The sequence below is a fragment of the Streptomyces sp. NPDC002446 genome (genome assembly GCF_053595675.1).
The window spans coordinates 40,570-61,406 of record NZ_JBSFYC010000019.1; the positions used below are offsets into that span (position 1 = coordinate 40,570).

Here is a 20,837-nt window from a genome sequence, read left to right on the forward strand (position 1 = left end):
CAGTCCCACACGTCGGCGCGGGCCGCCGCACCCTGTGTGCGACGGCCCGCGCCGGCCCGTGTGGTGGCTACTTCTGCTTCGGCAGCCAGGACTTCCAGACGTCCGGGTGCTTGTGCACCCAGCGCTTCGCCGCCTCGTCGGCCGACAGGCCGTCCGAGGCGATCGATTCGGAGACCTCGTTCTGGGCGTCCTTGTTCCACTTGAAGTTCTTCAGGAACGCCGCGGCGCTGCTGCCGCTCTGGGCGAACTCGGTGTTGAAGTACTTCTGGAGCGGGGTGGTCGGGTACGCGCAGTCGATGGACTGCGGGTCCTTGGCGCCCTTCTCCGCGCAGGCGTCGGTGTACTTCGGGAGCTTGACCTCCACCATCGGCACCTGGTTGAAGAGCCACTGCGGCTCGTACCAGTACGTCAGGAAGGGCTTCTTCTCCTTGGCGAACTGCTGGATCTGGGTGATCTGCGCCGCCTCGGAGCCGGCGAAGACCACCTCGTAGTTCAGATCCAGGTTCTTCACCAGCGCCTTGTCGTTGGTGACGTAGGACGGCGAACCGTCCATCAGCTGGCCCTTGTTGCCGCTCTCCGAGGTGCGCAGCTGGTCGGCGAACTTGTTGAGGTTCTTCCAGTTCGTGACCTCGGGGTGCTTGTCGGCCCAGTACTTGGGGACGTACCAGCCGATGTGGCCGGTGACGCCGTTGCCGCCGCCCGCCGTGATCGTCTTCTTGTCCTTGACGTAGCGCTGCTCCTGCTCGGGGTGGCCCCAGTCCTCCAGGAGCGCGTCGACCCGGCCCTGGCTGAGGGCGTCCCAGGCGGGGATCTCGTCCACCTGGACGGTGTCGACGTGGTAGTCCAGCTCGTGTTCCAGGAGGTACTTGGCGACGGCGACATTGGCCTGGGCGCCGACCCAGGTCTGCACGGACAGCGTGACCGACTTGGAGCCCTGGGCCGCGGCGAACGGCGAGGACTGCTTGGTCATGTCGGCCTTGCCGCACGCGGACAGGGACAGCGTCAGGGCCGCGGTGCCGGCGAGCGCGGCGGTACCGAGGATCGTGGTGCGCTTGCGGGACATGGTCAGGCTCCCTTCCCCGTCGTACGGCGTTCCGTGGGCTGGGTGACCCGGTCGAGCATCAGCCCCAGGCACACGATCGCCACACCCGCGACCAGGCCGAGGGCCAGGTCTCCGGTGGCGAGGCCGGTGACGACGTCATAGCCGAGGGCACCGCCGCCGACCAGGCCGCCGATGATGACGACGGCGAGGACGAGGACCACGCCCTGGTTGACGGCCAGCAGCAGCGCCGGCCGGGCGAGCGGAAGCTGCACCTGGCGCAGCATCTGCCAGCGGGTGGCGCCCAGGGAGCGGGCGGACTCCATGGCGGCGGGGTCCACCTGGCGCAGGCCCTGGGTGGTGATGCGGATGACGGCCGGCAGTGCGTAGACCACCGCCGCCGCGGCGGCCGGGGCGCGGCCCACGGCGAACAGCGCCACCACGGGGATCAGGTACACGAACTGCGGCATGGTCTGCATGACGTCGAGGACCGGCCGCAGCACCGCCTCGAAGCGCTTGCTGCCCGCGGCCAGGATGCCGACGCCGACGCCCAGCACCAGGGTCACCACCAGGGCGGCGAGCACCTGGGAGAGGGTGTTCATGGACGGCTTCCACACGCCCAGCACACCGATCGCGGCCATCGCGAGGACGGCGGTCAGGGCGGTGCGCCAGGTGCCGATGAGCCAGGCGAGCGCGGCGACGATGAGCAGCGTGCCGTACCAGGGCAGCGCGGTCAGGCCGTCGCGCAGCGGGTTGAGCACCCAGTTGGTGAAGTGCGCGGCCCAGTCGGCGGTGCCGCCGATGACGGGGACGCCGGAGTAGAGGTGGTCGACCATCCACTCCTTGAAGTCGTTGACGGGGCGGGCGATGTCCACGGCCCAGCCGGTGGGCCAGACCAGGGAGCCGGCGAGGCGCCCGGCGAGGGCGAGGACGGCGGTCACCACGGCGACGCCCGCCCAGGCCGGCCAGCCGCGCAGCAGCTTCGGGCCGGTGGGCTCGCTCTGGGCGCCCAGGCGCGCGCCGGCCGCCGCGGTGGTGCGGTCCATGACGATGGCCAGCAGGACGATCGGGATCGCGGCGGCGAGCGCGCCACCGACGTCGACCGAGGCGAGGGCCTGGTAGACCCGGTCGCCGAGGCCGGCGGCGCCGATCATCGAGGCGATCACGACCATGGACAGCGCCATCATGATCGTCTGGTTGACGCCGAGGAGGAGCTCCTTGCGCGCCAGGGGCAGGCGGGCGGTCAGCAGCCGCTGGCGGCCGGTGGCACCGAGCGAGGAGACGGCCTCCAGTACGCCCGGGTCCGCGCCGCGCAGGCCGAGCGCGGTCAGCCGCGCCATCGGCGGAGCCGCGTAGACGACGGTGGCCAGCAGCGCGGCCGGTACGCCGATGCCGAAGACCAGCACGACGGGCAGGAGGTAGGCGAAGGCCGGGAGCACCTGCATGGTGTCCAGGACCGGGCGCAGCAGCCTGAAGAGCCGGTCGGACAGGCCCGCGGCCAGGCCGAGCAGGGCGCCGACGGCGACCGAGGCGGCGACCGCCACGATCATCAGCGCGAGCGTCTGCATGGTCGGGATCCACATCCCGAGCAGGCCGCTGACCAGGAAGGAGATCAGCGCGGTGGCGGCGATGCGGACACCGGCCACCCGCCAGGCGATCAGCGTCACGCCGGCCGTCACACCGGTCCAGCCCAGCGCGAGCAGCACCAGATAGACGGCGCGTACGGAGATGACCACGGCGTTGGAGAGGTGGCCGAGGAAGTACACGAACAGCGGGTGGCTGTCGCGGTTGTCGATGATCCAGTCGCTGGTCCTGCCGAGCGGGCCGGAGACGTCGACGGTCAGCGAGGACGGCCAGGCGGCGCCGTACTTGGCGTGCAGCAGCGGGACGAGGACGGCCGCGGCGACGGCGAGCACCAGCAGCTTGGCCAGGCCGCGGCGGCGCAGCAGCGCCTGGGCCGGGCCCTTGGGGGTGTCGACGCCGAGGGTGCCGCGCGCAGAAACGGGAGTTGCGGAAGCGGTACTCATGCCCGCCCCCGCTTCACGGTTCCGGCCGGCACGTTCATCGCGGCGGCACGCTGGGCCTCGCGCCACTGGCGCAGCAGGGCGGCGCGCAGCCGCGCCCGGGGGGAGGCCGCGGGGGCTCTGGAGCCGACGGCGCGCACGGCGCCGCCTCGGGGGGTCGCGGCGTACATCAGGCGGCCACCTCGCCGTGCTGCGGGTGGTCGATCCGGGCGACCACGTTGAGCAGGCAGGCGTGGTCGACGATGCCCAGGCAGCGGCCGTCGTCGACGACGCGGGCCGCGCCGCCGGAGCGGGCGACCGCCTCGATGGCGTCGGCGATGAGGGTGTCAGCGGTCAGCGCGGGGCCCTCGTCGGCCTCGCCGTCCTTGGCGGGGCGCATCGCACGGCGGACGGTGAGCACCTGCTCGCGCGGGACGTCGCGGACGAAGTCGCGGACGTAGTCGTCGGCCGGGGAGCCGACGATCTCCTCGGGGGTGCCGAGCTGGACGATCTCGCCGTCGCGCATCAGGGCGATCCGGTCGCCGACCCGCAGCGCCTCGGCGAGGTCGTGGGTGATGAAGACCATCGTCCGGCCCTCCTCGCGGTGCAGGCGGACGACCTCCTCCTGCATGTCGCGGCGGATGAGCGGGTCCAGGGCGCTGAACGGCTCGTCGAAGAGCAGCACCTCGGGGTCGACGGCGAGCGCGCGGGCCAGGCCGACGCGCTGCTGCTGACCACCGGAGAGCTGTCCCGGGCGGCGCTTCTCCAGCCCGGCCAGGCCCACCTTGTCGACCATCTCGCCGGCCTTCTCACGGCGCTCCGCCTTGCCGACGCCCTGGATCTCCAGGCCGTAGGCGACGTTGTCGACGACGGAGCGGTGCGGCAGCAGGCCGAAGTGCTGGAAGACCATGGCGGCGCGGCGGCGGCGCAGTTCCCGCAGCGAGGTCCGGTCCATGGCGAGCACGTCCTCGCCGTCGATCTCCAGATCGCCGCTGGTCGGCTCGATCAGCCGGGTCAGACACCGTACGAGGGTGGACTTGCCGGAGCCGGACAGGCCCATCACGACGAAGACCTCGCCCTTGTGGACGTCGAAGGAGACATCGCGGACGGCGGCGGTGCAGCCGGTCTGCTCGCGCAGCTCCTGGGCGCTCAGCTCGGCGACGGAGGAGTCGCCGGGGATCTTGTCGGCCTTGGGGCCGAAGACCTTCCAGAGGTGGCGGACGGAGAAGACGACGTCGCGGCCGTCCTCGGAGGCGTCCTCGGGCTTACGGGTGCTGGGTATCTCGGATGCGCCGGCGGAGGTGGTAGCCATCACGCATCACCTCCTTGGGTCGGGGCTTTGCGGAGCAGGTCGGCGCACTTCTCCCCCACCATGAGCACGCCCAGCATCGGGTTGACGGCCGGCATCGTCGGGAAGACGGAGGCGTCGGCGATGCGGATGCCGGCCAGGCCGCGGATCTTCAACTCGGGGTCGACCACGGCCAGTCGGTCGTCGGCGGCGCCCATCTTGCAGGTGCCGGCCGGGTGGTAGACGGTGTGCGCGGCCTTGCGCACCAGCTCGCTGATCTCCGCGTCGTCGGTCACGTCCGGGCCGGGGAAGACCTCGCGCTTGAGCCACTTCTTGAACGGCTCGGCCTGGGCGACCCTGCGGGCCAGCTTGATGCCGTCGACCAGGGTCTGCCCGTCGTAGTCGCCCTCGTCCTCGAAGTACTTGAAGTCGAGGGCGGGCTTGGCCTCGGGGTCGGCGGAGGTGAGGTAGAGGCGGCCGCGGGAGCGGGACTTGGGGATGTTCGGGGTCATCGACACACCGTGCTCGGGGCGCTCGTAGCCGAGGCGCTCCGGGTTGTCGGTGAAGGGGATCTGGTAGAAGTGGAACATCAGGTCGGGGCCCTTGTGCTCCGGGTCCCGCTTGACGAACAGGCCCGCGTCGGAGTCCATCGCGGAGTTGTCCGGGATCGGCCCGTCGGTCTCCCAGACGATCACCGACTCGGGGTGGTCGATCAGGTTCTCACCGACGCCCGGCAGGTCGTGGACGACCGGGATCCCCAGCGCCTGAAGGTCCTTCTCCGGGCCGATGCCGGAGTGCATCAGCAGCCGCGGGGTGTCGACGGCGCCGGCGCACACCAGCACCTCGCGGGCGGCCTCGACATAGACCTCCTCGCCGTCCTTGGTGCGGACGTGGACGCCCTTGGCCCTCGTGCCGTCCAGCTCCAGCTTGTACGCCCAGGTCTCCAGCATCAGCGTGAGGTTGGGGCGGTCGCCAGCCTCGATGTGCGGGTGGAGGTAGGCGACGGACGCGGAGGAGCGCTTGTTGTTCTCCGGGTGGTAGGAGAGGTCGAAGAAGCCGACGCCCTCCTCGAAGGGCTGGTCGTTGAAGCCGACGACCTCCGGGACGTCGAGCGCCGTCTTGACCGCCTCGATCCAGTCCGTGGCGATCTGGTTCTGGTCCTTCTTCGCCACCCGCACGATGTTGTTGCGCAGCTTGCCGAAGTACGGGTCCATCTCCTTGGCGCCCCAGCCGGCCGCGCCCGCCTCCTCCCACTCGTCCCAGTCGGACGGCAGCGGCTTGAAGGAGATCAGGGTGTTGTGGGAGGAGCAGCCGCCGAGGACCTTGGCGCGGCTGTGCAGGATGTGCGAGTTGCCGCGCGGCTGCTCGGTGGTCGTGTACTCGTAGTCCAGCTCACCGCCGAGCAGGCCGAGCCACTTGCGCAGCGTCAGCACGTCCTCGCGGTCGATGTCGGAGGGACCGCCCTCGATGACGGCGACGGAGACGGCCGGGTCCTCGGTGAGGCGGGAGGCGATGACGGAACCGGCGGTGCCACCGCCGACGACGACATAGTCGTACACGGGCATGAGGGGTACTCCTTTACTGCGGGTGCGGGTGCGGGGTTGCGTGGTCCGGGCGGGTCAGCCCGCGAACCACCGCACCGGCGCCGGCCGCAGGTTCTCGTAAATGTGCTTGCTCTCGCGGTACTCGTCCAGACCCGTGGGGCCCAGTTCCCGGCCGATGCCGGACTTGCCGAAACCGCCCCACTCCGCCTGCGGGAGGTAGGGGTGGTAGTCGTTGATCCAGACCGTGCCGTGCCGCAGGCGGGCGGCGACCCGGCGGGCGCGGGCGGTGTCGGCGGAGAAGACGGCGCCGGCGAGGCCGTACTCGGTGTCGTTGGCGAGCGCGACGGCCTCGTCCTCGGTGGTGAAGGTCTCCACCGTCAGGATCGGGCCGAAGGTCTCCTCGCGGACCACCTTCATCTCGCGGTGGCAGCCGTCCAGCACGGTCGGCGCGTAGAAGTAGCCGGTGGCCGGGCGCACGTCCGAGGGCTTGGGCCGGGAGCCGCCGCAGCGCAGCTGCGCCCCCTCGGCCAGCGCGGAGGCGACGTACGCCTCCACCTTCTCCAGCTGCTGCTGGGAGACCAGCGGACCGCACTCCACCCCGTCCTCGGTGCCGCGCCCCAGCTTGATCTTCTCGGCGCGGCGGGCGAGTTCGGAGACGAAGCGGTCGCGCACCGACTCCTCGATGATCAGCCGGGCGCCGGCCGAGCAGACCTGCCCGCTGTGGATGAACGCCGCGTTCAGCGCCTGGTCGACGGCGGTGTCGAAGCCCTCCTCGGTGGCGCAGGCGTCGGCGAAGACGACGTTGGGGTTCTTGCCGCCGAGCTCCAGCGCGATCTTCTTGGCGCCGGAGACCGCCGCCGCGCCCGCCTTCGTACCGCTGACCAGACCGCCCGTGAAGGAGAACAGGTCGACGTCCGGGTGCTCGGCCAGCCGCTGGCCGACCGGCACGCCCGCGCCGGTGACGATGTTGGCGACCCCGGCCGGCAGCCCGGCCTCGACCAGCAGCTTGATCAGGTGCACGGTCGACAGCGGGGTGACCTCGCTGGGCTTGATCACAAAGGTGTTGCCGGCTGCGAGGGCCGGCGCGATCTTCCAACTGGCCTGCAGCAGCGGGTAGTTCCACGGGGTGATCAGCGCGCAGACGCCGACCGGTTCGTGCACGACCACGCTGTGCACGTCCGGCGATCCGGCGTCGACGACCCGCCCGCCGCTCTCGTTCATCACCACGTCGGCGAAGTACCGGAAGGCATTGGTGACGTCGTCGACGTCGACCCGGCCCTCCTCCAGCGTCTTGCCGGTGTCCCGGCTCTCGATGAGCGCGATCTCCTCGCGGTCGCGCTGCAGCAGGTCGGCGACCCGGCGCAGCAGCGCGGAGCGCTCGGCGACGGCCGTACGGGGCCAGGCGCCGGCGCCGCCGTCGAAGGCGCGCCGGGCGGCCGCGACCGCCGCGTCGGCGTCTTCGGCGCCGCCCTCGGACACCAGCTGGAGCGTCGTCGCGTCGGCGGGGTCGAGGACCTCCCGCGTGGCGCCGGATGCGGCGGGCAGCCACACCCCGTCTACGTGAATGGTCTCGATTGACGACACGTCGTTCTGCCTTCCGGTTACTGATTTGTTCCCACTGGTGCAACCACTGGCGTCACCAGCAACAAGGAGCCCTCCCCGGAAGCGACCGACCTATGCCCAAACATTCATGGAAAGTGAGCCGACTCACTCAAAGTGCAGCCGAATGTCCCAGAACGTACCCTGAATAGCCGTATGTCCACGCGGTACGTCCCTCGTACGCCCCCTCCGGACCGGAGGTGCCGAGATGACCAGCCGACGCCATGCCGTCACCGCCACCGCCCTGACCTGTGGCGCGGCCCTGCTCGCCGGGGCCGCCTGCGCCGGCGCCGCGGCGGCGGGCGACCCGGACCCCGACGACGAGGGCGATCTCGCGGGCAAATCGGCCCAGCAGATCTCCGACGACGCCCTCCACGAGCTCCTCGCCGCGAAGTCCCTGCGGCTGCGCACCCGGACCACCGCCGCCCCCACCCAGCTCGACATCACCCTCGACCGGGCCGGCAACTGCGCCGGCGCCATCAGCAAGGGCCCGTTCGGCCGCGTCGAGATCATCAAGCGCGGCAACCAGGTCTGGATGAAGCCGGACGCGGCCTTCTGGAAGACCCAGCTGCCCGGCAGCGAGGGCACCGAGGCCGCCGCGAAGTACAAGGACACCTACTTGCACGGCACCACCCGCGACGGCTTCCTGGAGAGCCTGTCCGCCGTCTGCGACCTCACCGCCTTCCAGAAGTCGGCCGCCGGCGACGAGGAGCCGCCCTCCGACGCCCCCTCACCCAAGGTCACCCCCACCCTCACCAAGGGCCGCCCGACGCTCCACGAGGGCACCCGGGTCCTGCCCGTCGTCAAGAAGATCGACGGAGTCGTCCAGACCCTCTACGTGGCCGTCAAGGGCAAGCCCTACCCCCTCAAGCTCACCGCCGAGATCGACCACGAGACCGGCACGATCCTGCTGAGCAACTACGGCCGCCCGGTTCCCGCCAAGACGCCCGCCGCGGGCGATACCGTCGACATTGCGGTGTTCGAGGAGCTGCTGGAGGGGACGGGTGGCACGTGACGGCGGCAGAGATTGGCATATGCCGCTACAACGCGTAACCGTTCGTACGTACATATCGTTGAACCGTGCGGCTGCCCATATGGCGTGGCAGCGGGGAGGAGGGCACGATGACCATCAGCCTTGAGCAGACCGAGACGATCGCGAGCGACGTGATGGAGATGGCAGAGCCCACTGAGAACGAGCCCAGCTTGGACGAGCTGTTCGAGTGGCTGGAGCGGGCCATCCCCGAGGGACACAAGATCGAGATCATCGGGGGGGCAATCTTCATCATGTCGCCACAGCGGGCCACACACTGGGAAATCATCCTGGACATCGTCGAGCAGCTACGCGCGCGTTACCCGCGCAAGCGCGTGCTGTCCGACGTACGCATCGACTTTCCCGGTCGCCGAACTGCACTCTGCTGCGACGTGGTGGCAATTTCCGAGGGATCCGAGAAGGACGAGAAGGGCCGCTGGCGCTACGACTGCATCGACTTCGTCGCCGAAGTGATCTCCAAAGACACCGCAGCCAACGACTACGGCCCGAAGAAGGATGTCTACGCCCTTGCCGAGGTCCCGGTCTACGTAATCAGCGACCCGTATACCCGCGAGTGCCGGGTCTTCACGGACCCGCAAAACGGCAAGTACACGGGCGAGATCACGATCCCGTACGGCGACCCGATCGACCTCACCAACACCGTCGTCGGCCTCACCCTCTCCACCGACGACTTCCCCCGCGACTAGCCCCGCCCCGGCCCCTGCGCCAGCGGAATCTCACAGCTCTCCGAGAACCCCTGACTCCGCAGCCCCATCGCGCTGTTCACCCGGGAGCGCAGGTTCTCCACGGCCACCATCATGGTCAGCTCCACGAACGCCTGCTCGCCCAGGCGGCCGCGCAGGCTCTCGGCCAGTTCGTCGGTCACGTCCGGCGGCGACTGGGTCATCGCCTCCGCGTACTCCATCACCGCCCGCTCCAGCTCCGTGAAGGACTCGCGGTGGGCCCGCCAGTCCGGCACCTTGCTGACCTTCTCCAGCGGCAGGCCCAGCTTGTCGGCGTGCCAGTGGCCGAAGTCCATGCACCACGAGCAGCCGATCGCCGCCGCCGACGCCATCACCGCCAGGTGCTTCAGGGCCGGGTCCAGCGCCTTCCAGCGCGCCACCTTGTTCTCGAAGGAGAAGTACGAGCGCAGCAGCTTCGGGTGGTGGCCCATGGCCAGTGCGGGCTCCATGACCTTGCCGTAGGCGCGCCGCGAGTACCACTGCGCGAACCGCAGGGTCAGGGTGCGGGGCGGGGTGAGCGAGATGCGTGCCATGGGACTGCCTCCTGGTTCGTCCGGTCATGAGGGCCCGGGAGGGGGCCGCTCACTCCATTGACGTACCGGCAGCGGCCGATGTGACATCGCGGGGCGACAATGCAGGCATGGCTGAGACAGCGGCGAAGGCAGTGCTGGAGGGCGGCCCCGAGGAGCTGCCCGAACGGATCATGCCGGTCGATCCGTCCGGGGCGGACCTGAAGATTCCGTTCCGTGGCGGCTATGAACACTTCCGGGCCACCAGCCGGCAGCAGGACACCCCCGAGGGGGCGCTCCCCGTCTACGAGTGGTGGGAGCGCACCGAGCTGCCCGGGTAGCCGGGCCGGGGCGCCTCGGACAGGCCCTTAAGACAAACGGCCGAGCCCGCACGGTCGTTCAAGGCCGTGCGGGCTCGGGTGGCTGCGGTGCCGTCCGCGCGGGACGGCCGCGGCGCCGGCTCAGATGAGGCCGAGTGCGCGAACGGCCTCGCGCTCCTCCTCCAGCTCCTTCACGGACGCGTTGATGCGCTCGCGCGAGAAGTCGTTGATCTCCAGGCCCTGGACGATCTCGTACGCGCCGTCCCGGGTGGTGACGGGGAACGAGGAGATCAGGCCCTCCGGGACGCCGTAGGAGCCGTCCGAGGGGATGCCCATCGAGGTCCAGTCGCCGGCGGCGGTGCCGTTGACCCAGGTGTGGACGTGGTCGATGGCGGCGTTGGCGGCGGAGGCGGCGGAGGACGCGCCACGGGCCTCGATGATCGCCGCACCGCGCTTGGCGACGGTCGGGATGAAGGTGTCGGCCAGCCACTTCTCGTCGTTGACGGTCTCGGCGGCGTTCTTGCCGGCGACCTCGGCGTGGAAGATGTCCGGGTACTGGGTGGCGGAGTGGTTGCCCCAGATCGTCAGCTTCGTGATCTCGGAGACCGGGGTGCCGGTCTTCTGCGCCAGCTGGGAGATGGCGCGGTTGTGGTCGAGCCGGGTCATCGCGGTGAAGCGCTCCCGCGGTACGTCCGGCGCGGCGGCCTGCGCGATCAGCGCGTTGGTGTTCGCGGGGTTGCCGACGACCAGGACCTTGATGTCGTCCGCGGCGTGGTCGTTGATGGCCTTGCCCTGCGGCTTGAAGATGCCGCCGTTGGCCTCCAGCAGGTCGCCGCGCTCCATGCCCTTGGTGCGCGGGCGGGCGCCGACGAGGAGGGCGACGTTCGCGCCGTCGAAGGCCACGTTCGGGTCGTCCGAGATGTCGATGCCGCGCAGCAGCGGGAAGGCGCAGTCGTCGAGCTCCATCGCGGTGCCCTCGGCGGCCTTCAGACCCTGCGGGATCTCCAGGAGGCGCAGCTTGACCGGCACGTCCGCGCCGAGCAGATGACCGGAGGCGATGCGGAAGAGGAGTGCGTAACCGATCTGGCCGGCGGCGCCGGTGACGGTGACATTGACGGGAGTGCGGGTCATGGCGATCTCCTGCGCGACGTTTTCTGGGGGCAAGCCCCAGACCACCATGGGTGGCGGCGGGTGTCCCTGCCCATTTGTCGAGGTCTCATTATCGAGGTCTCATCGAGGTCTCTTGGTATCGAGAGACCCGGGCGTCAGGCTATCGGACCCCTGACCGGCACAGGCGACGGACCGGTGTGGAACGCCTCACCGGGTGCGGCGGCCACCCGCTGAAGGAGGGGGCGCGGGCGGCCGCCGAGTGGTGCACACCCGTGGGGGGGTAGGGAGCGCATGCCCCCGATGACGAGGGGCATGCGCCCCCTTCACAAAGCCTCCCCGCGAACGGTGATTCCCGGCCATGGCCCATCGGGACGGGCGCTAGCGGGCCGCCGTCGGCCGGGCGCAGCCCTTGGCGCCCGCCACGGTCGTACCGCAGGCCGTGACCTGCGCCGGATCACCCGGCACTTCGATCATCGCGGTGTACGCCGCGCCGTTCTGCTCGACCCGCGCCGCGAGGCTGTGGCCGGCCGCGCTGATGGTGACCCGGTCGCCCGGCGCCGCGCCGCTGATCCGCGCCCAGGCCGCACGGCAGACCGCGCTGTAGCGGATCTCGATCAGCGCGCCGCCCGCCATACCGCGCGACGGACTGGCAGCGCGCGGCCCGCCGCACCCCATCGACTCCGGGTCCTTGCCCAGGCAGTCGGCACCGGCGCAGCGCACCCCGGCGGGCAGCGCCGAAGGCTTGGCGGCCGTCGGCGCCGACGCGGGCGGTGCCGCCTTCTTCGCATTGCCGGTGGCCGGATTCAGCAGCAGTACGGCGGCGAGCGCCAGCAGCAGCGCGCCGACCGCGCCGACGGTGAACATGACCACCCGGCCGCGGCGGGCGGGTGGCTGTCCGCCGGCGGCGGGCGCGGCCGGCGGGGCGGGAGCCGGCGCCGCGGCCGCCGCCCACTCCGGGAAGTCCGACGCCGACGGCACCTCGGCGTTCCTCTGGTGCGGCACCGGCGGGATCCGGGGCGCCCGGTCCGTCTGCGGCGGGTCGGCGACCTTCACGCCCTTCGCGGACCGTGCGGCCTTCACCGCCTTCGCGGCCTTGGCCGGTTTCTCCTCCGACGGCTGCGCCTCGATGTCCAGCGCGGCCCGCGCCTGGGCGACGCGTATCGCCTCCATGGTGACGTCGTGCCGCATCTCGGCCCGGCTCCAGGCGCGTTCGGCCAGCTCCCACAGCGTGGTGAGGTGCCCGGGGTGCGTACCGGTCGCCTCGGCGAGCGCGAGCACGGCGCGCTGCGGCGGCAGCAGCCGCCCGTCGAGGTACCGCTCCCACGAGGTCTTGCTGTAACCCGTCCGGTCCGCCACGGCGGCCACACTCAGTCCGCTGCGGTCCACGAGTCCACGCAGCCGGCCGGTGAACTCGCCCACCTGCGGGTCGAGCTCCTCCGGCAGCGCCTTCCAGCGAGGCATGGCCTCCCCCTATCCCCACGCGCGACGGCGCAACTCCCCCCGGCGCGCCCGCCCTCAATGACTACCCCTAGGGATGCTTCCGGCCAGGAGGCAGTTCCCCTTTCCTGGGCGCACGGGAGCATTCAGGGCATAGCTCGCACACCCGTGCGCGCCCCGTGGGCCCCCTGCAGTGTGACATTTCCGCCGGGGTACATACGAGTTCTGTACGTATCCCGATAAGAACCGGCCAAATGACGGAAGGCAGCAACGGAGACGGCGCGCGGGAGGCTAGCGGCTCTGCTAGCGGCTCCTTCAGAGGGAAGGCCGTGCGCTTCGCTAGCGGGGGAAGCACTCCTTGGCGGCGCCGCCCGCGGGGTGCAGGCACAGCCGGACGTCCCGCGGGGCGGCGGCCGCCGTCATCGGCGTGACGAGATAGCCCTCGGCGTCGAAGCGGTCCTGCACCCGCGCCGCACGCGGCCCCGACCCCGGCGTCGACACCTCGATCCGGTCGCCGATCCGGCCGCCGCGGAGCCGGCCCCAGGCGGCGCCGCACGCCCGGGCGTAGCGGATCTCCATATGCCGTCCCCGGGCGGCCGTCCGCTCCACGACCGTCTCCACCAGGCCCTGCCCGCCGCAGGCCATCGACTGCGGGTCCTTGCCCTCGCACGCCTTGCCCCGGCAGCCGGTCACCACGGACGACGTGGGCGCGGCGTTCCCCGCCGGGCCGCCGTCCGCGCCGCCCTCCGCCGTACGGAACGCCAGCACCGCAACGACGGCCAGCACCGCCGCGCAGGCCCCGGCCGCCACGGGTACGAACCACCGCGGCCGCCGCCACGGCGAGCGCCCGCCCGGGGCTCCGGCCGCCGGCGGGGCGGCGGCCTCCTCGACGGCGGCCGGCCCTGCGGCGGGTGCGGCGGGCGCAGCGGGCGCGGCGGGTGCGGCCCGCCGGCTCCATGCCGCGTCCGCCAGCTCCCACAGCGCCACCAGCCGCCCGGCCGGCTCACCCGCCAGCCGGCACAGCGCCTCGACCGCGTCCCGGGGCGGCAGTTTCTTGCCGTTGAGGTAGCGCTCCCACGACGACTTGCTGTATGCGGTCCTGGCGGCGAGCGCGGCCAGGCTCAGCCCCGTACGTCCACGCAACTCCCGCATCCCGGCGGCCAGTCGGGCGCCCTCCACACCCTCGTGCAGCTCGCTTCCCGGCCCGCTCACCGGCGCAGCACCTTCCATGTGTCGGGGCCCACGATCCCGTCCGTCGGCAGCTCCGCCCGCTGCTGGAGGCGCTTGACGGCGCGCATCGTCTTCTCGCCGACGATGCCGTCCACCGGCCCCGGGTCGTAACCGCGGTGGCGCAGCAGGCACTGCGCCTCGACGACCTCCCAGCCGCTCCCGCCGTTGCCCAGGATCGCGGTGGCCGTACGGCTGCGTCCGGCGTACAGCGCGCCGTGCGCACGCCGGACGTGGCAGGCGAAGGTCTCCCCCGGCCGGCGGCTGAACTCCGGTGCGGCGCCCGGGTTCCGGCCGGCCGCCGTGGTGCCCGTCCCCCGCCCGGCCGCGCCGTCGTCCTGCCAGGGCCGGGCGACCAGCAGCGCGAGACCGGCCACGACGAGCACGGCCAGCACGCCGAGGGCGACGAGCCGGCCGACGCGCGGGCGGCGACGGCCGGTCACGGGCGGGCGGGCAGAGTCCGCGGGACCGGCGGGGTCCGTGGCACCGGCGGCGTCCACGGGACCGTCAGGCCCGGTCACCGCCCCTGCCACCCCTGCCGCCCCTGCCGGCTTCGCCTCCCACGCCTGCGCCGCGACCTCGTGCAGCGCCAGCAGCCGGGTCGGATCGGTGCCGCACACCCGCGCCAGCGCCTCCACCGCCTCGCGCGGCGGCAGCTTCTTGCCGTTGAGGTAGCGCTCCCACGACGACTTGCTGTACGCGGTCTTGGTGGCCAGCGCGGCCAGGCTCAGCCCGCTGTGGTCCTTCAGCCTGCGCAGCTGTACGACGAGCTGCCGCCCCCGCTGGTCAAGCGATTCGGGCAGCCCTTTCCAACGCGACATGTTCCACCCCACACGCGTTCGATCCCCCCGAGGCCCAGGGCCCCCTCTGCCCGATGATGGCGCGGACGGGACCTCCGGTTCCCGTTTTTGCATTTTCCGCACGGTATCGGGACATGCGTACCCTCTCCTTCCCTCCCCTCCCCGTCCCAGCGCGACGTCCTCACGGGCCAGGTCCCCGCAGGTCAGAGGGTGGGACGTCCCACGCGTTCCCCATCGGTGCGCCGCTGGTGGCCGCCTGCCGCCCGGTGGCGCACAGTCTGTGGCGCACCACCGGGCGGCGCGGTCCACCCCGCGCCGCCTCCATCACATACGGGGAGGAATCCACACCATGAACGCTCGTCAGCGTTTCGCGCTCACCGCGGCGGCCGCGGCCGTCACCGGCGGGCTGGCCCTGGCTCCGGCCGCCGGTGCGGCCGCCGCGCCCGCACCGGCCAAGGGGAGCTCGGTCACCGTCCAGCGCGCGCCGGCCAACTGCCCCCGCGGCTACCTGTGCGTCTACCCGAAGGCCGACTACAGGGGGACGCCGAAGAAGGTCGCGGGCAACAACCGCGACCTCAGGCGCTACGGCGGTGCCTTCAACTACCCGCTGTCGGCGTACAACAACGGCACCCAGTGCAATGTGACGGTCTACGAGAAGCCCAACTACCGCGGGGGCAAGGCGAAGCTGAACCGCGGCACGGGCTGGAAGTTCATCGGCTCCAACCTCATGACCATCTACTCGAACAAGTGGTGCTGAGCCGGACCTGAACCACGGCGGCCCGCCCTCCCACGGGGGAGAGGGCGGGCCGCCGCCGTTGCCGTCGCCGCTCAGCGCACGGTGAAGTGCACGATGTCGTCCAGGAACGGGATGTGGATCCACGGCTTGGGCTGCACCATCATCGCCAGCACCACGATCACGAAGCCGAGCAGCCCGTACGTCGCCATGTCCGTGAAGCGGGAGCGGACGGCGAGCATGCCCACCGACGGCAGCGCCCACCGCAGCACGGCGCCCCCCAGGAGCGCGAGGCCGATCACCAGCGTCCCGATGCGGAACGCGTCGAGCGCGACGAGCAGCAGTCCGACCGCGACACCGCCCATGACCGCGAGCAGCGGCCACTGCCGGGCCGGCGCGGGGTAGTCGCCCGACGCGGCCCGGCCGCCGCCTTCGGGGCGGGCGGTGTCGCGGGTCAGCGTCGGAAAGCGGCGGGAGGAGCGCTGGGGCTCGGAGGCGCCGTCCGAATGCGCTTCGGCAGCCATGGCTGGCAGGTCCCTTCCGGTGGCCGGTGCGGCCGGTGCGGCCGGCTGGTCTGACAAGGACAGGGTCTCAGATCCCGGGCCCGGCCTCAGCCGGCCGCGCGCTCGGCGGCCTCGACGACGTTGACCAGCAGCTGGGCGCGGGTCATCGGGCCGACGCCGCCCGGGTTGGGGGCGACCCAGCCGGCCACCTCGGCGACGCCCGGGTGCACATCGCCGACGATCTTGCCGTTCTCGTCCCGGCTGACGCCGACGTCCAGCACCGCGGCGCCCGGCTTGACGTCCTCGGGCTTGATGATGTGCGGCACACCGGCCGCGGCGACGATGATGTCGGCCTGCCTGAGGTGCGCCGACAGATCCCGGGTGCCGGTGTGGCACTGCGTGACCGTGGCGTTCTCCGACTTGCGGGTCAGCACCAGCGGCATCGGACGGCCGATCGTGATGCCGCGGCCGACGACCACCACGTGCGCGCCCTTGATCTCGACGTCGTGCCGGCGCAGCAGCTGGACGATGCCGTACGGGGTGCACGGCAGCGGGCCCTCGATGCCCAGCACCAGCCGGCCCAGGCTCATCGGGTGCAGCCCGTCGGCGTCCTTGGCCGGGTCCATCAGCTCCAGCACGCGGTTGGCGTCGATGCCCTTGGGCAGCGGGAGTTGGACGATGTAGCCGGTGCAGGCCGGGTCCTCGTTGAGCTCCCGTACGACCGCCTCGATCTCCTCCTGGGTGGCGGTCTCGGGCAGTTCGCGCTGGATCGACGCGATGCCGACCTGGGCGCAGTCGCGGTGCTTGCCGTTGACGTACCAGCGGCTGCCCGGGTCGTCGCCGACCAGGAGCGTGCCGAGCCCGGGCTGCACGCCCTTGGCCTTCAGCGCCTCGACGCGGGCGGTGAGCTCGGACTTGATAGCGGCTGCGGTGGCCTTGCCATCCAGAATCTGGGCAGTCATGCCTCCATCCTCCCGGATGAGGGCGGCCACGTTCCAATCAGGGCGCCCGGGGCGCCGGTGGCCGGAATTGATCATTGCACTTGCACAACAGCCGGGGGTCTTGACTGGACAGAGTGAATGCGCAACTAGAAGGATTGACGCGCAGTGCCGCAGGCTTCGTCGGGGGGTGGCCAGTGAAACCTGTTTTTCCTCCGAGTCATGCCGCGTCGTCCCCCACTGACCCAACGGAGGAAAACAGCAGATGAGCTTTGGTGACCCGAACAACCCGTACGGCCAGCAGCCGCAGGCCCCGCAGGCGCCCTACGGGCAGCAGCCGCCGGTGCCCCCGCAGGGCGGCCCCGGCTACGGCTACCCCCAGCAGCCGCAGGCCCCGCAGCAGCCGTACGGCTACCCCCAGCAGCAGGCCGCCCCGCAGCAGCCCTACGGCGGCTACCCGCAGCAGGCGGCCCCCTACGGCCAGCCCGGTATGCCGGGGATGCCGCAGGGCTACGCGAGCTGGGGCGCGCGCGTCGGCGCGTACCTGATCGACGGCCTGATCGTGGGTGCGATTCCGGGCATCCTGTACATCATCGCCGTGATCATCGCCAGCAGCTCCTCGGTGAGCGTGGACACCTCGTCCTGCCCGCCCGGCGACTACCAGTGCATCAGTGATGCGTACGACTCGGCCAGCGTCATGCCGGTCGGCTCGATCATCATGATCGTGCTCGCCGGTCTGATCGGCTTCGCCGCGGGGATCTTCCTCCTCGTCAAGGAAGGCAGCACGGGCCAGACCCCGGGCAAGAGCGCCCTGAAGATCCGCCTGGTCAAGGAGGCGACCGGCCAGCCGATCGGCTTCGGTATGGCCTTCGTGCGCAAGCTGTGCCACTTCCTCGACGGGATCTGCTACATCGGCTACCTGTGGCCGCTGTGGGACGAGAAGTCCCAGACGTTCGCGGACAAGATCGCCGGCACGGTGGTCGTCAAGTCCCAGTAAGGCGCCGGGGAAACACCCCCTGGCCCGCTGTGCGCCACCCGTCGAAGGCCCCCTCGCAACTGCGCGATCGGGGCCTTCACCGCTCCGTCCGACTCGCCTGAAGGACACTGCTCGTGAGTTACCCCAATCAGAACCCCTACGGTCCGCCGCCGGGCCAGCAGCCCGGCTACGGCTACCCCCAGCAGCAGCCTCCGTCCCCGTACGGCCCCTACCCGGGCGGCGCCGTGCCCGCGATGCAGCCGATGCAGCCGCAGTACCCGACGGTGATGCCCGGCGGGGTCAAGGCCGCCCGGGTGCTGCTGTTCGTGCTCGCCGGTCTGAACCTCATCGGTCTGGTCCTCGCCGTGATGGGGCTGGGCGGCGTCAGCAAGGCCTCGCACAACGCCTCGCCGTACGCCGGTGAGGACGACATCCTGGCGATGAACATCGGCAAGGGCCTGCTGATCGCGGTCATCGTGGTCATCGTGGTCTTCACCGCGGCCGCGATCACGCTGGCCGTGCAGTTCGCCAACGGCGGCGGCGGGGTCCGCGTCGGCTCGATCATCTTCGGCGTCGCCACCATCATGCTCAGCCTGTTCAGCTTCCCCATCGGCCTGGTCCACACGGTCCTGGGCATCCTGGTGCTGGTCTTCGTCTCCAAGGACGACGGCAACGCCTGGTTCAACCGGCCGCGTTACTGACACCGCGCGCGCCGCGCACCGCGAAGGCCCGCACCGGACACATCCGGTGCGGGCCTCACGCCGTCTTCGGGCGGCGGCAGATCAGTGGAAGAAGTGCCGCGTCCCCGTGAAGTACATCGTCACGCCGGCCTTCTGTGCGGCCTCGACGACCAGCTCGTCACGGACCGAACCGCCCGGCTGGACCACGGCCTTGACGCCCGCGGCGGTCAGGATCTCCAGGCCGTCCGGGAACGGGAAGAACGCGTCCGAGGCGGCGTAGGAGCCGCGGGTCCGCTCCTCGCCCGCGCGCTCGACGGCGAGCTTCGCGGAGTCGACGCGGTTGACCTGGCCCATGCCGACGCCGACGGAGGCGCCGTCCTTGGCGAGCAGGATCGCGTTGGACTTCACCGCGCGGCAGGCCTTCCAGGCGAAGGCCAGCTCGGCCAGCTCGCCGGCGGACAGCGCCTCGCCGGTGGCCAGCGTCCAGTTCGCCGGGTCGTCGCCGTCGGCCTGGAGCCGGTCGGTGACCTGGAGGAGCGCACCGCCGTCGACGGCCTTGACCTCGACCGGGTTGGCCGGCGCTCCCGGGGCGCGCAGCACCCGGATGTTCTTCTTGCGGGCGAGGATCTCGACCGCGCCGTCCTCGTAGTCGGGCGCCACGATGACCTCGGTGAAGATCTCCGCGACCTGCTCGGCCATCGCCACGGACACCGGGCGGTTGACGGCGATCACACCGCCGAACGCGGACAGCGGGTCGCAGGCGTGCGCCTTGCGGTGTGCCTCGGCGACATCCGCGCCGATCGCGATGCCGCACGGGTTGGCGTGCTTGATGATGGCGACGCAGGGCTCGGCGTGGTCGTACGCGGCACGGCGCGCGGCGTCCGTGTCGGTGTAGTTGTTGTACGACATCTCCTTGCCGTGCAGCTGCTCCGCCTCGGCGAGGCCGCCCTGGCCGTTGACGTACAGCGCGGCGCCCTGGTGCGGGTTCTCGCCGTAGCGCAGGACGTTCTTGCGCTCGTAGGTGGCGCCGAGGAAGTCGGGCAGGCCCGACTCGTCGGCGGCCGCGTAGTCCTCGGCGAACCAGGAGGCCACGGCGACGTCGTAGGCGGCGGTGTGCCGGAACGCCGCCGCGGCGAACCGCTTGCGCAGCCCCAGCGTGAAGCCGCCCTCCTTGACCGCCTGGAGGACCGCGGGGTACGCGGCCGGGTCCGTGACGACCGCGACGGAGGGGTGGTTCTTGGCGGCGGCGCGGACCATCGAGGGGCCGCCGATGTCGATCTGCTCGACGCACTCGTCGGCGGTGGCGCCGGAGGCGACGGTCTCCTTGAACGGGTAGAGGTTCACCACGACGAGGTCGAACGGCTCGACGCCGAGGTCGGCCAGCTGCTTCTGGTGGTCGGGCAGCCGCAGGTCGGCGAGGATGCCGGCGTGCACCTTGGGGTGCAGGGTCTTGACCCGGCCGTCGAGGCACTCGGGGAAGCCGGTGAGCTCCTCGACCTTGGTGACCGGCACCCCGGCTGCGGCGATCTTCGCGGCCGTCGACCCCGTCGAGACGAGCTCGACGCCCGCCGCGTGCAGCCCCTGCGCCAGCTCCTCCAGCCCGGACTTGTCATAGACGCTGACCAGCGCGCGGCGGATGGGCCGCTGCGTACCTTCGGTGGCGGTCACGAGATACGTACCTTTCGTCCCTCAATGCGGTAGCCGTGCCGGGCCAGACGCCCCACGACCTCGACGAGCAGCGATCGCTCGACTTCCTTGATGCGCTCATGCAGCGCGGATTCGTCGTCCTCGTCCCGGATCTCGACCACGCTCTGCGCGATGATCGGGCCGGTGTCGACGCCGTCGTCGACGAAGTGGACGGTGCATCCGGTGACCTTCGCGCCGTACGCGAGCGCATCGCGCACGCCGTGGGCACCGGGAAAGCTCGGCAGCAGCGCCGGGTGGGTGTTGACGATCCGGCCGCCGAAACGGGCCAGGAAGGCCTTGCCCAGGATCTTCATGAAGCCGGCCGAGACCACCAGGTCGGGCTCGTACGCGGCGGTCGCCTCGGTGAGCGCGGCATCCCAGTCGGCGCGGCTGTCGTAGTCCTTGACCCGGCAGACGAACGTCGGGATCCGCGCGGACCCGGCCCGCTCCAGGCCCGCGATGGCGCCGCGGTCGGCGCCGACCGCCACGATCTGCACGCCGTACGCCTCCGGGCCCTGCTCGGCGATCGCGTCCAGCAGCGCCTGCAGATTCGTACCGGAACCGGAGACGAGGACGACGACGCGGGCCGGGCGGCCGGCTCGGGCGGGGGCTGGGGACGAAGCCACGGCGGGGCTCTTTTCCGATCTCGCGTGCGGGACGCTCACCTGCTTT

The 20,837-nt window shown here is 71.5% G+C and carries 21 protein-coding genes; 6 read left to right on the forward strand and 15 right to left on the reverse strand.

Features of this window, described 5'->3' with window-relative positions:
• Positions 1-67: 67 nt before the first annotated feature.
• From ACWD6P_RS13880 to ACWD6P_RS13905, 6 genes are read right to left on the reverse strand one after another with little or no spacing between them, the layout of a single operon-like run.
• Positions 68-1,063: an ABC transporter substrate-binding protein gene (locus tag ACWD6P_RS13880; protein ID WP_451444291.1), complete on the reverse strand. Its 996-nt coding sequence runs from the start codon at positions 1,061-1,063 to the stop codon at positions 68-70.
• Positions 1,064-1,065: 2 nt separating this feature from the next.
• Positions 1,066-3,066 carry an ABC transporter permease gene (locus tag ACWD6P_RS13885; protein ID WP_451444292.1) on the reverse strand — a complete coding sequence of 667 codons (2,001 nt, stop codon included), beginning with the start codon at positions 3,064-3,066 and terminating at the stop codon, positions 1,066-1,068.
• Positions 3,063-3,233, reverse strand: coding sequence for a hypothetical protein (locus tag ACWD6P_RS13890; RefSeq protein WP_451444293.1), 171 nt, complete (start codon positions 3,231-3,233; stop codon positions 3,063-3,065). Before ACWD6P_RS13890 ends, ACWD6P_RS13885 begins: the two co-directional genes overlap by 4 nt.
• Positions 3,233-4,354 carry a quaternary amine ABC transporter ATP-binding protein gene (locus ACWD6P_RS13895; RefSeq protein WP_451444294.1) on the reverse strand — a complete coding sequence of 374 codons (1,122 nt, stop codon included), beginning with the start codon at positions 4,352-4,354 and terminating at the stop codon, positions 3,233-3,235. Before ACWD6P_RS13895 ends, ACWD6P_RS13890 begins: the two co-directional genes overlap by 1 nt.
• Positions 4,354-5,895, reverse strand: coding sequence for a GMC family oxidoreductase (locus tag ACWD6P_RS13900; protein ID WP_451444295.1), 1,542 nt, complete (start codon positions 5,893-5,895; stop codon positions 4,354-4,356). Before ACWD6P_RS13900 ends, ACWD6P_RS13895 begins: the two co-directional genes overlap by 1 nt.
• A 54-nt stretch (positions 5,896-5,949) precedes the next feature.
• Positions 5,950-7,458: an aldehyde dehydrogenase family protein gene (locus ACWD6P_RS13905; protein ID WP_451444296.1), complete on the reverse strand. Its 1,509-nt coding sequence runs from the start codon at positions 7,456-7,458 to the stop codon at positions 5,950-5,952.
• Between the two features lie 223 nt (positions 7,459-7,681).
• Here ACWD6P_RS13905 and ACWD6P_RS13910 point away from each other — a divergent pair, with 223 nt between their 5' ends.
• Complete coding sequence (locus ACWD6P_RS13910; protein ID WP_451444297.1) at positions 7,682-8,488, forward strand: hypothetical protein; 807 nt, start codon at positions 7,682-7,684, stop codon at positions 8,486-8,488.
• A 107-nt stretch (positions 8,489-8,595) separates the two neighbouring features.
• Complete coding sequence (locus tag ACWD6P_RS13915) at positions 8,596-9,210, forward strand: Uma2 family endonuclease (RefSeq protein ID WP_451444298.1); 615 nt, start codon at positions 8,596-8,598, stop codon at positions 9,208-9,210.
• Here the strand turns inward: ACWD6P_RS13915 and ACWD6P_RS13920 are convergent.
• Positions 9,207-9,779: a carboxymuconolactone decarboxylase family protein gene (locus ACWD6P_RS13920; RefSeq protein ID WP_451444299.1), complete on the reverse strand. Its 573-nt coding sequence runs from the start codon at positions 9,777-9,779 to the stop codon at positions 9,207-9,209. The two genes, ACWD6P_RS13915 and ACWD6P_RS13920, sit on opposite strands and share 4 nt — an antisense overlap.
• A 107-nt stretch (positions 9,780-9,886) precedes the next feature.
• Between ACWD6P_RS13920 and ACWD6P_RS13925 the strand changes: the two genes are divergently transcribed.
• Positions 9,887-10,096: a DUF5988 family protein gene (locus ACWD6P_RS13925; RefSeq protein ID WP_451444300.1), complete on the forward strand. Its 210-nt coding sequence runs from the start codon at positions 9,887-9,889 to the stop codon at positions 10,094-10,096.
• Positions 10,097-10,216: 120 nt separating this feature from the next.
• Here ACWD6P_RS13925 and ACWD6P_RS13930 read toward each other — a convergent pair whose 3' ends face one another.
• The 4 genes from ACWD6P_RS13930 to ACWD6P_RS13945 form a co-directional block, all read right to left on the reverse strand.
• A complete protein-coding gene (locus ACWD6P_RS13930; protein ID WP_451444301.1) occupies positions 10,217-11,206 on the reverse strand; it encodes a malate dehydrogenase in 990 nt (329 codons plus the stop codon).
• Positions 11,207-11,563: 357 nt separating this feature from the next.
• A complete protein-coding gene (locus ACWD6P_RS13935) occupies positions 11,564-12,646 on the reverse strand; it encodes a helix-turn-helix domain-containing protein (RefSeq protein ID WP_451444302.1) in 1,083 nt (360 codons plus the stop codon).
• Positions 12,647-12,961: 315 nt separating this feature from the next.
• Positions 12,962-13,834: a helix-turn-helix domain-containing protein gene (locus ACWD6P_RS13940; RefSeq protein ID WP_451444303.1), complete on the reverse strand. Its 873-nt coding sequence runs from the start codon at positions 13,832-13,834 to the stop codon at positions 12,962-12,964.
• Positions 13,831-14,670 (reverse strand): peptidoglycan-binding protein, encoded by an 840-nt coding sequence (locus tag ACWD6P_RS13945; protein WP_451444304.1) that lies wholly within the window; start codon positions 14,668-14,670, stop codon positions 13,831-13,833. Before ACWD6P_RS13945 ends, ACWD6P_RS13940 begins: the two co-directional genes overlap by 4 nt.
• Positions 14,671-14,998: 328 nt before the next feature.
• Between ACWD6P_RS13945 and ACWD6P_RS13950 the strand changes: the two genes are divergently transcribed.
• On the forward strand, positions 14,999-15,406 hold the full coding sequence (locus ACWD6P_RS13950; protein WP_451444305.1) for a peptidase inhibitor family I36 protein: 408 nt from the start codon (positions 14,999-15,001) through the stop codon (positions 15,404-15,406).
• 71 nt (positions 15,407-15,477) lie between these two features.
• On the opposite strand, the gene ACWD6P_RS13955 is transcribed toward ACWD6P_RS13950, so the two are convergent.
• A complete protein-coding gene (locus ACWD6P_RS13955; RefSeq protein ID WP_451444306.1) occupies positions 15,478-15,906 on the reverse strand; it encodes a DUF3017 domain-containing protein in 429 nt (142 codons plus the stop codon).
• Positions 15,907-15,992: 86 nt separating this feature from the next.
• The gene (locus ACWD6P_RS13960) at positions 15,993-16,847 is read right to left on the reverse strand and encodes a bifunctional methylenetetrahydrofolate dehydrogenase/methenyltetrahydrofolate cyclohydrolase (protein ID WP_451444307.1); all 855 of its coding nucleotides are present in this window, start codon (positions 16,845-16,847) and stop codon (positions 15,993-15,995) included.
• Positions 16,848-17,088: 241 nt separating this feature from the next.
• Here ACWD6P_RS13960 and ACWD6P_RS13965 point away from each other — a divergent pair, with 241 nt between their 5' ends.
• Both ACWD6P_RS13965 and ACWD6P_RS13970 read left to right on the forward strand, forming a co-directional pair.
• Positions 17,089-17,820: an RDD family protein gene (locus tag ACWD6P_RS13965; RefSeq protein ID WP_451444308.1), complete on the forward strand. Its 732-nt coding sequence runs from the start codon at positions 17,089-17,091 to the stop codon at positions 17,818-17,820.
• Positions 17,821-17,933: 113 nt separating this feature from the next.
• Entirely contained in the window at positions 17,934-18,500 is a 567-nt protein-coding gene (locus tag ACWD6P_RS13970; protein WP_451444309.1) for a hypothetical protein, read from the forward strand.
• Positions 18,501-18,581: 81 nt separating this feature from the next.
• Here ACWD6P_RS13970 and purH read toward each other — a convergent pair whose 3' ends face one another.
• Positions 18,582-20,147 (reverse strand): bifunctional phosphoribosylaminoimidazolecarboxamide formyltransferase/IMP cyclohydrolase, encoded by a 1,566-nt coding sequence (gene purH, locus ACWD6P_RS13975; RefSeq protein ID WP_451444310.1) that lies wholly within the window; start codon positions 20,145-20,147, stop codon positions 18,582-18,584.
• The gene (gene purN / locus ACWD6P_RS13980) at positions 20,144-20,791 is read right to left on the reverse strand and encodes a phosphoribosylglycinamide formyltransferase (RefSeq protein WP_451444311.1); all 648 of its coding nucleotides are present in this window, start codon (positions 20,789-20,791) and stop codon (positions 20,144-20,146) included. The genes purH and purN overlap by 4 nt, the downstream gene beginning before the upstream one ends.
• Positions 20,792-20,837 lie beyond the last annotated feature (46 nt).

Excerpts from the sequence above, each read along its gene's own strand:
- ACWD6P_RS13910 (WP_451444297.1), top strand. The coding sequence starts at position 7,682 with ATGACCAGCCGACGCCATGCCGTCACCGCCACCGCCCTGACCTGTGGC.
- ACWD6P_RS13900 (WP_451444295.1), bottom strand. The coding sequence starts at position 5,895 with ATGCCCGTGTACGACTATGTCGTCGTCGGCGGTGGCACCGCCGGTTCC.
- ACWD6P_RS13885 (WP_451444292.1), bottom strand. The coding sequence starts at position 3,066 with ATGAGTACCGCTTCCGCAACTCCCGTTTCTGCGCGCGGCACCCTCGGC.
- ACWD6P_RS13880 (WP_451444291.1), bottom strand. The coding sequence starts at position 1,063 with ATGTCCCGCAAGCGCACCACGATCCTCGGTACCGCCGCGCTCGCCGGC.
- ACWD6P_RS13895 (WP_451444294.1), bottom strand. The coding sequence starts at position 4,354 with ATGGCTACCACCTCCGCCGGCGCATCCGAGATACCCAGCACCCGTAAG.
- ACWD6P_RS13950 (WP_451444305.1), top strand. The coding sequence starts at position 14,999 with ATGAACGCTCGTCAGCGTTTCGCGCTCACCGCGGCGGCCGCGGCCGTC.
- ACWD6P_RS13915 (WP_451444298.1), top strand. The coding sequence starts at position 8,596 with ATGACCATCAGCCTTGAGCAGACCGAGACGATCGCGAGCGACGTGATG.
- ACWD6P_RS13920 (WP_451444299.1), bottom strand. The coding sequence starts at position 9,779 with ATGGCACGCATCTCGCTCACCCCGCCCCGCACCCTGACCCTGCGGTTC.
- ACWD6P_RS13960 (WP_451444307.1), bottom strand. The coding sequence starts at position 16,847 with ATGACTGCCCAGATTCTGGATGGCAAGGCCACCGCAGCCGCTATCAAG.
- ACWD6P_RS13890 (WP_451444293.1), bottom strand. The coding sequence starts at position 3,233 with ATGTACGCCGCGACCCCCCGAGGCGGCGCCGTGCGCGCCGTCGGCTCC.
- ACWD6P_RS13930 (WP_451444301.1), bottom strand. The coding sequence starts at position 11,206 with ATGACCCGCACTCCCGTCAATGTCACCGTCACCGGCGCCGCCGGCCAG.
- ACWD6P_RS13945 (WP_451444304.1), bottom strand. The coding sequence starts at position 14,670 with ATGTCGCGTTGGAAAGGGCTGCCCGAATCGCTTGACCAGCGGGGGCGG.
- ACWD6P_RS13965 (WP_451444308.1), top strand. The coding sequence starts at position 17,089 with ATGAGCTTTGGTGACCCGAACAACCCGTACGGCCAGCAGCCGCAGGCC.
- ACWD6P_RS13925 (WP_451444300.1), top strand. The coding sequence starts at position 9,887 with ATGGCTGAGACAGCGGCGAAGGCAGTGCTGGAGGGCGGCCCCGAGGAG.
- ACWD6P_RS13955 (WP_451444306.1), bottom strand. The coding sequence starts at position 15,906 with ATGGCTGCCGAAGCGCATTCGGACGGCGCCTCCGAGCCCCAGCGCTCC.
- ACWD6P_RS13935 (WP_451444302.1), bottom strand. The coding sequence starts at position 12,646 with ATGCCTCGCTGGAAGGCGCTGCCGGAGGAGCTCGACCCGCAGGTGGGC.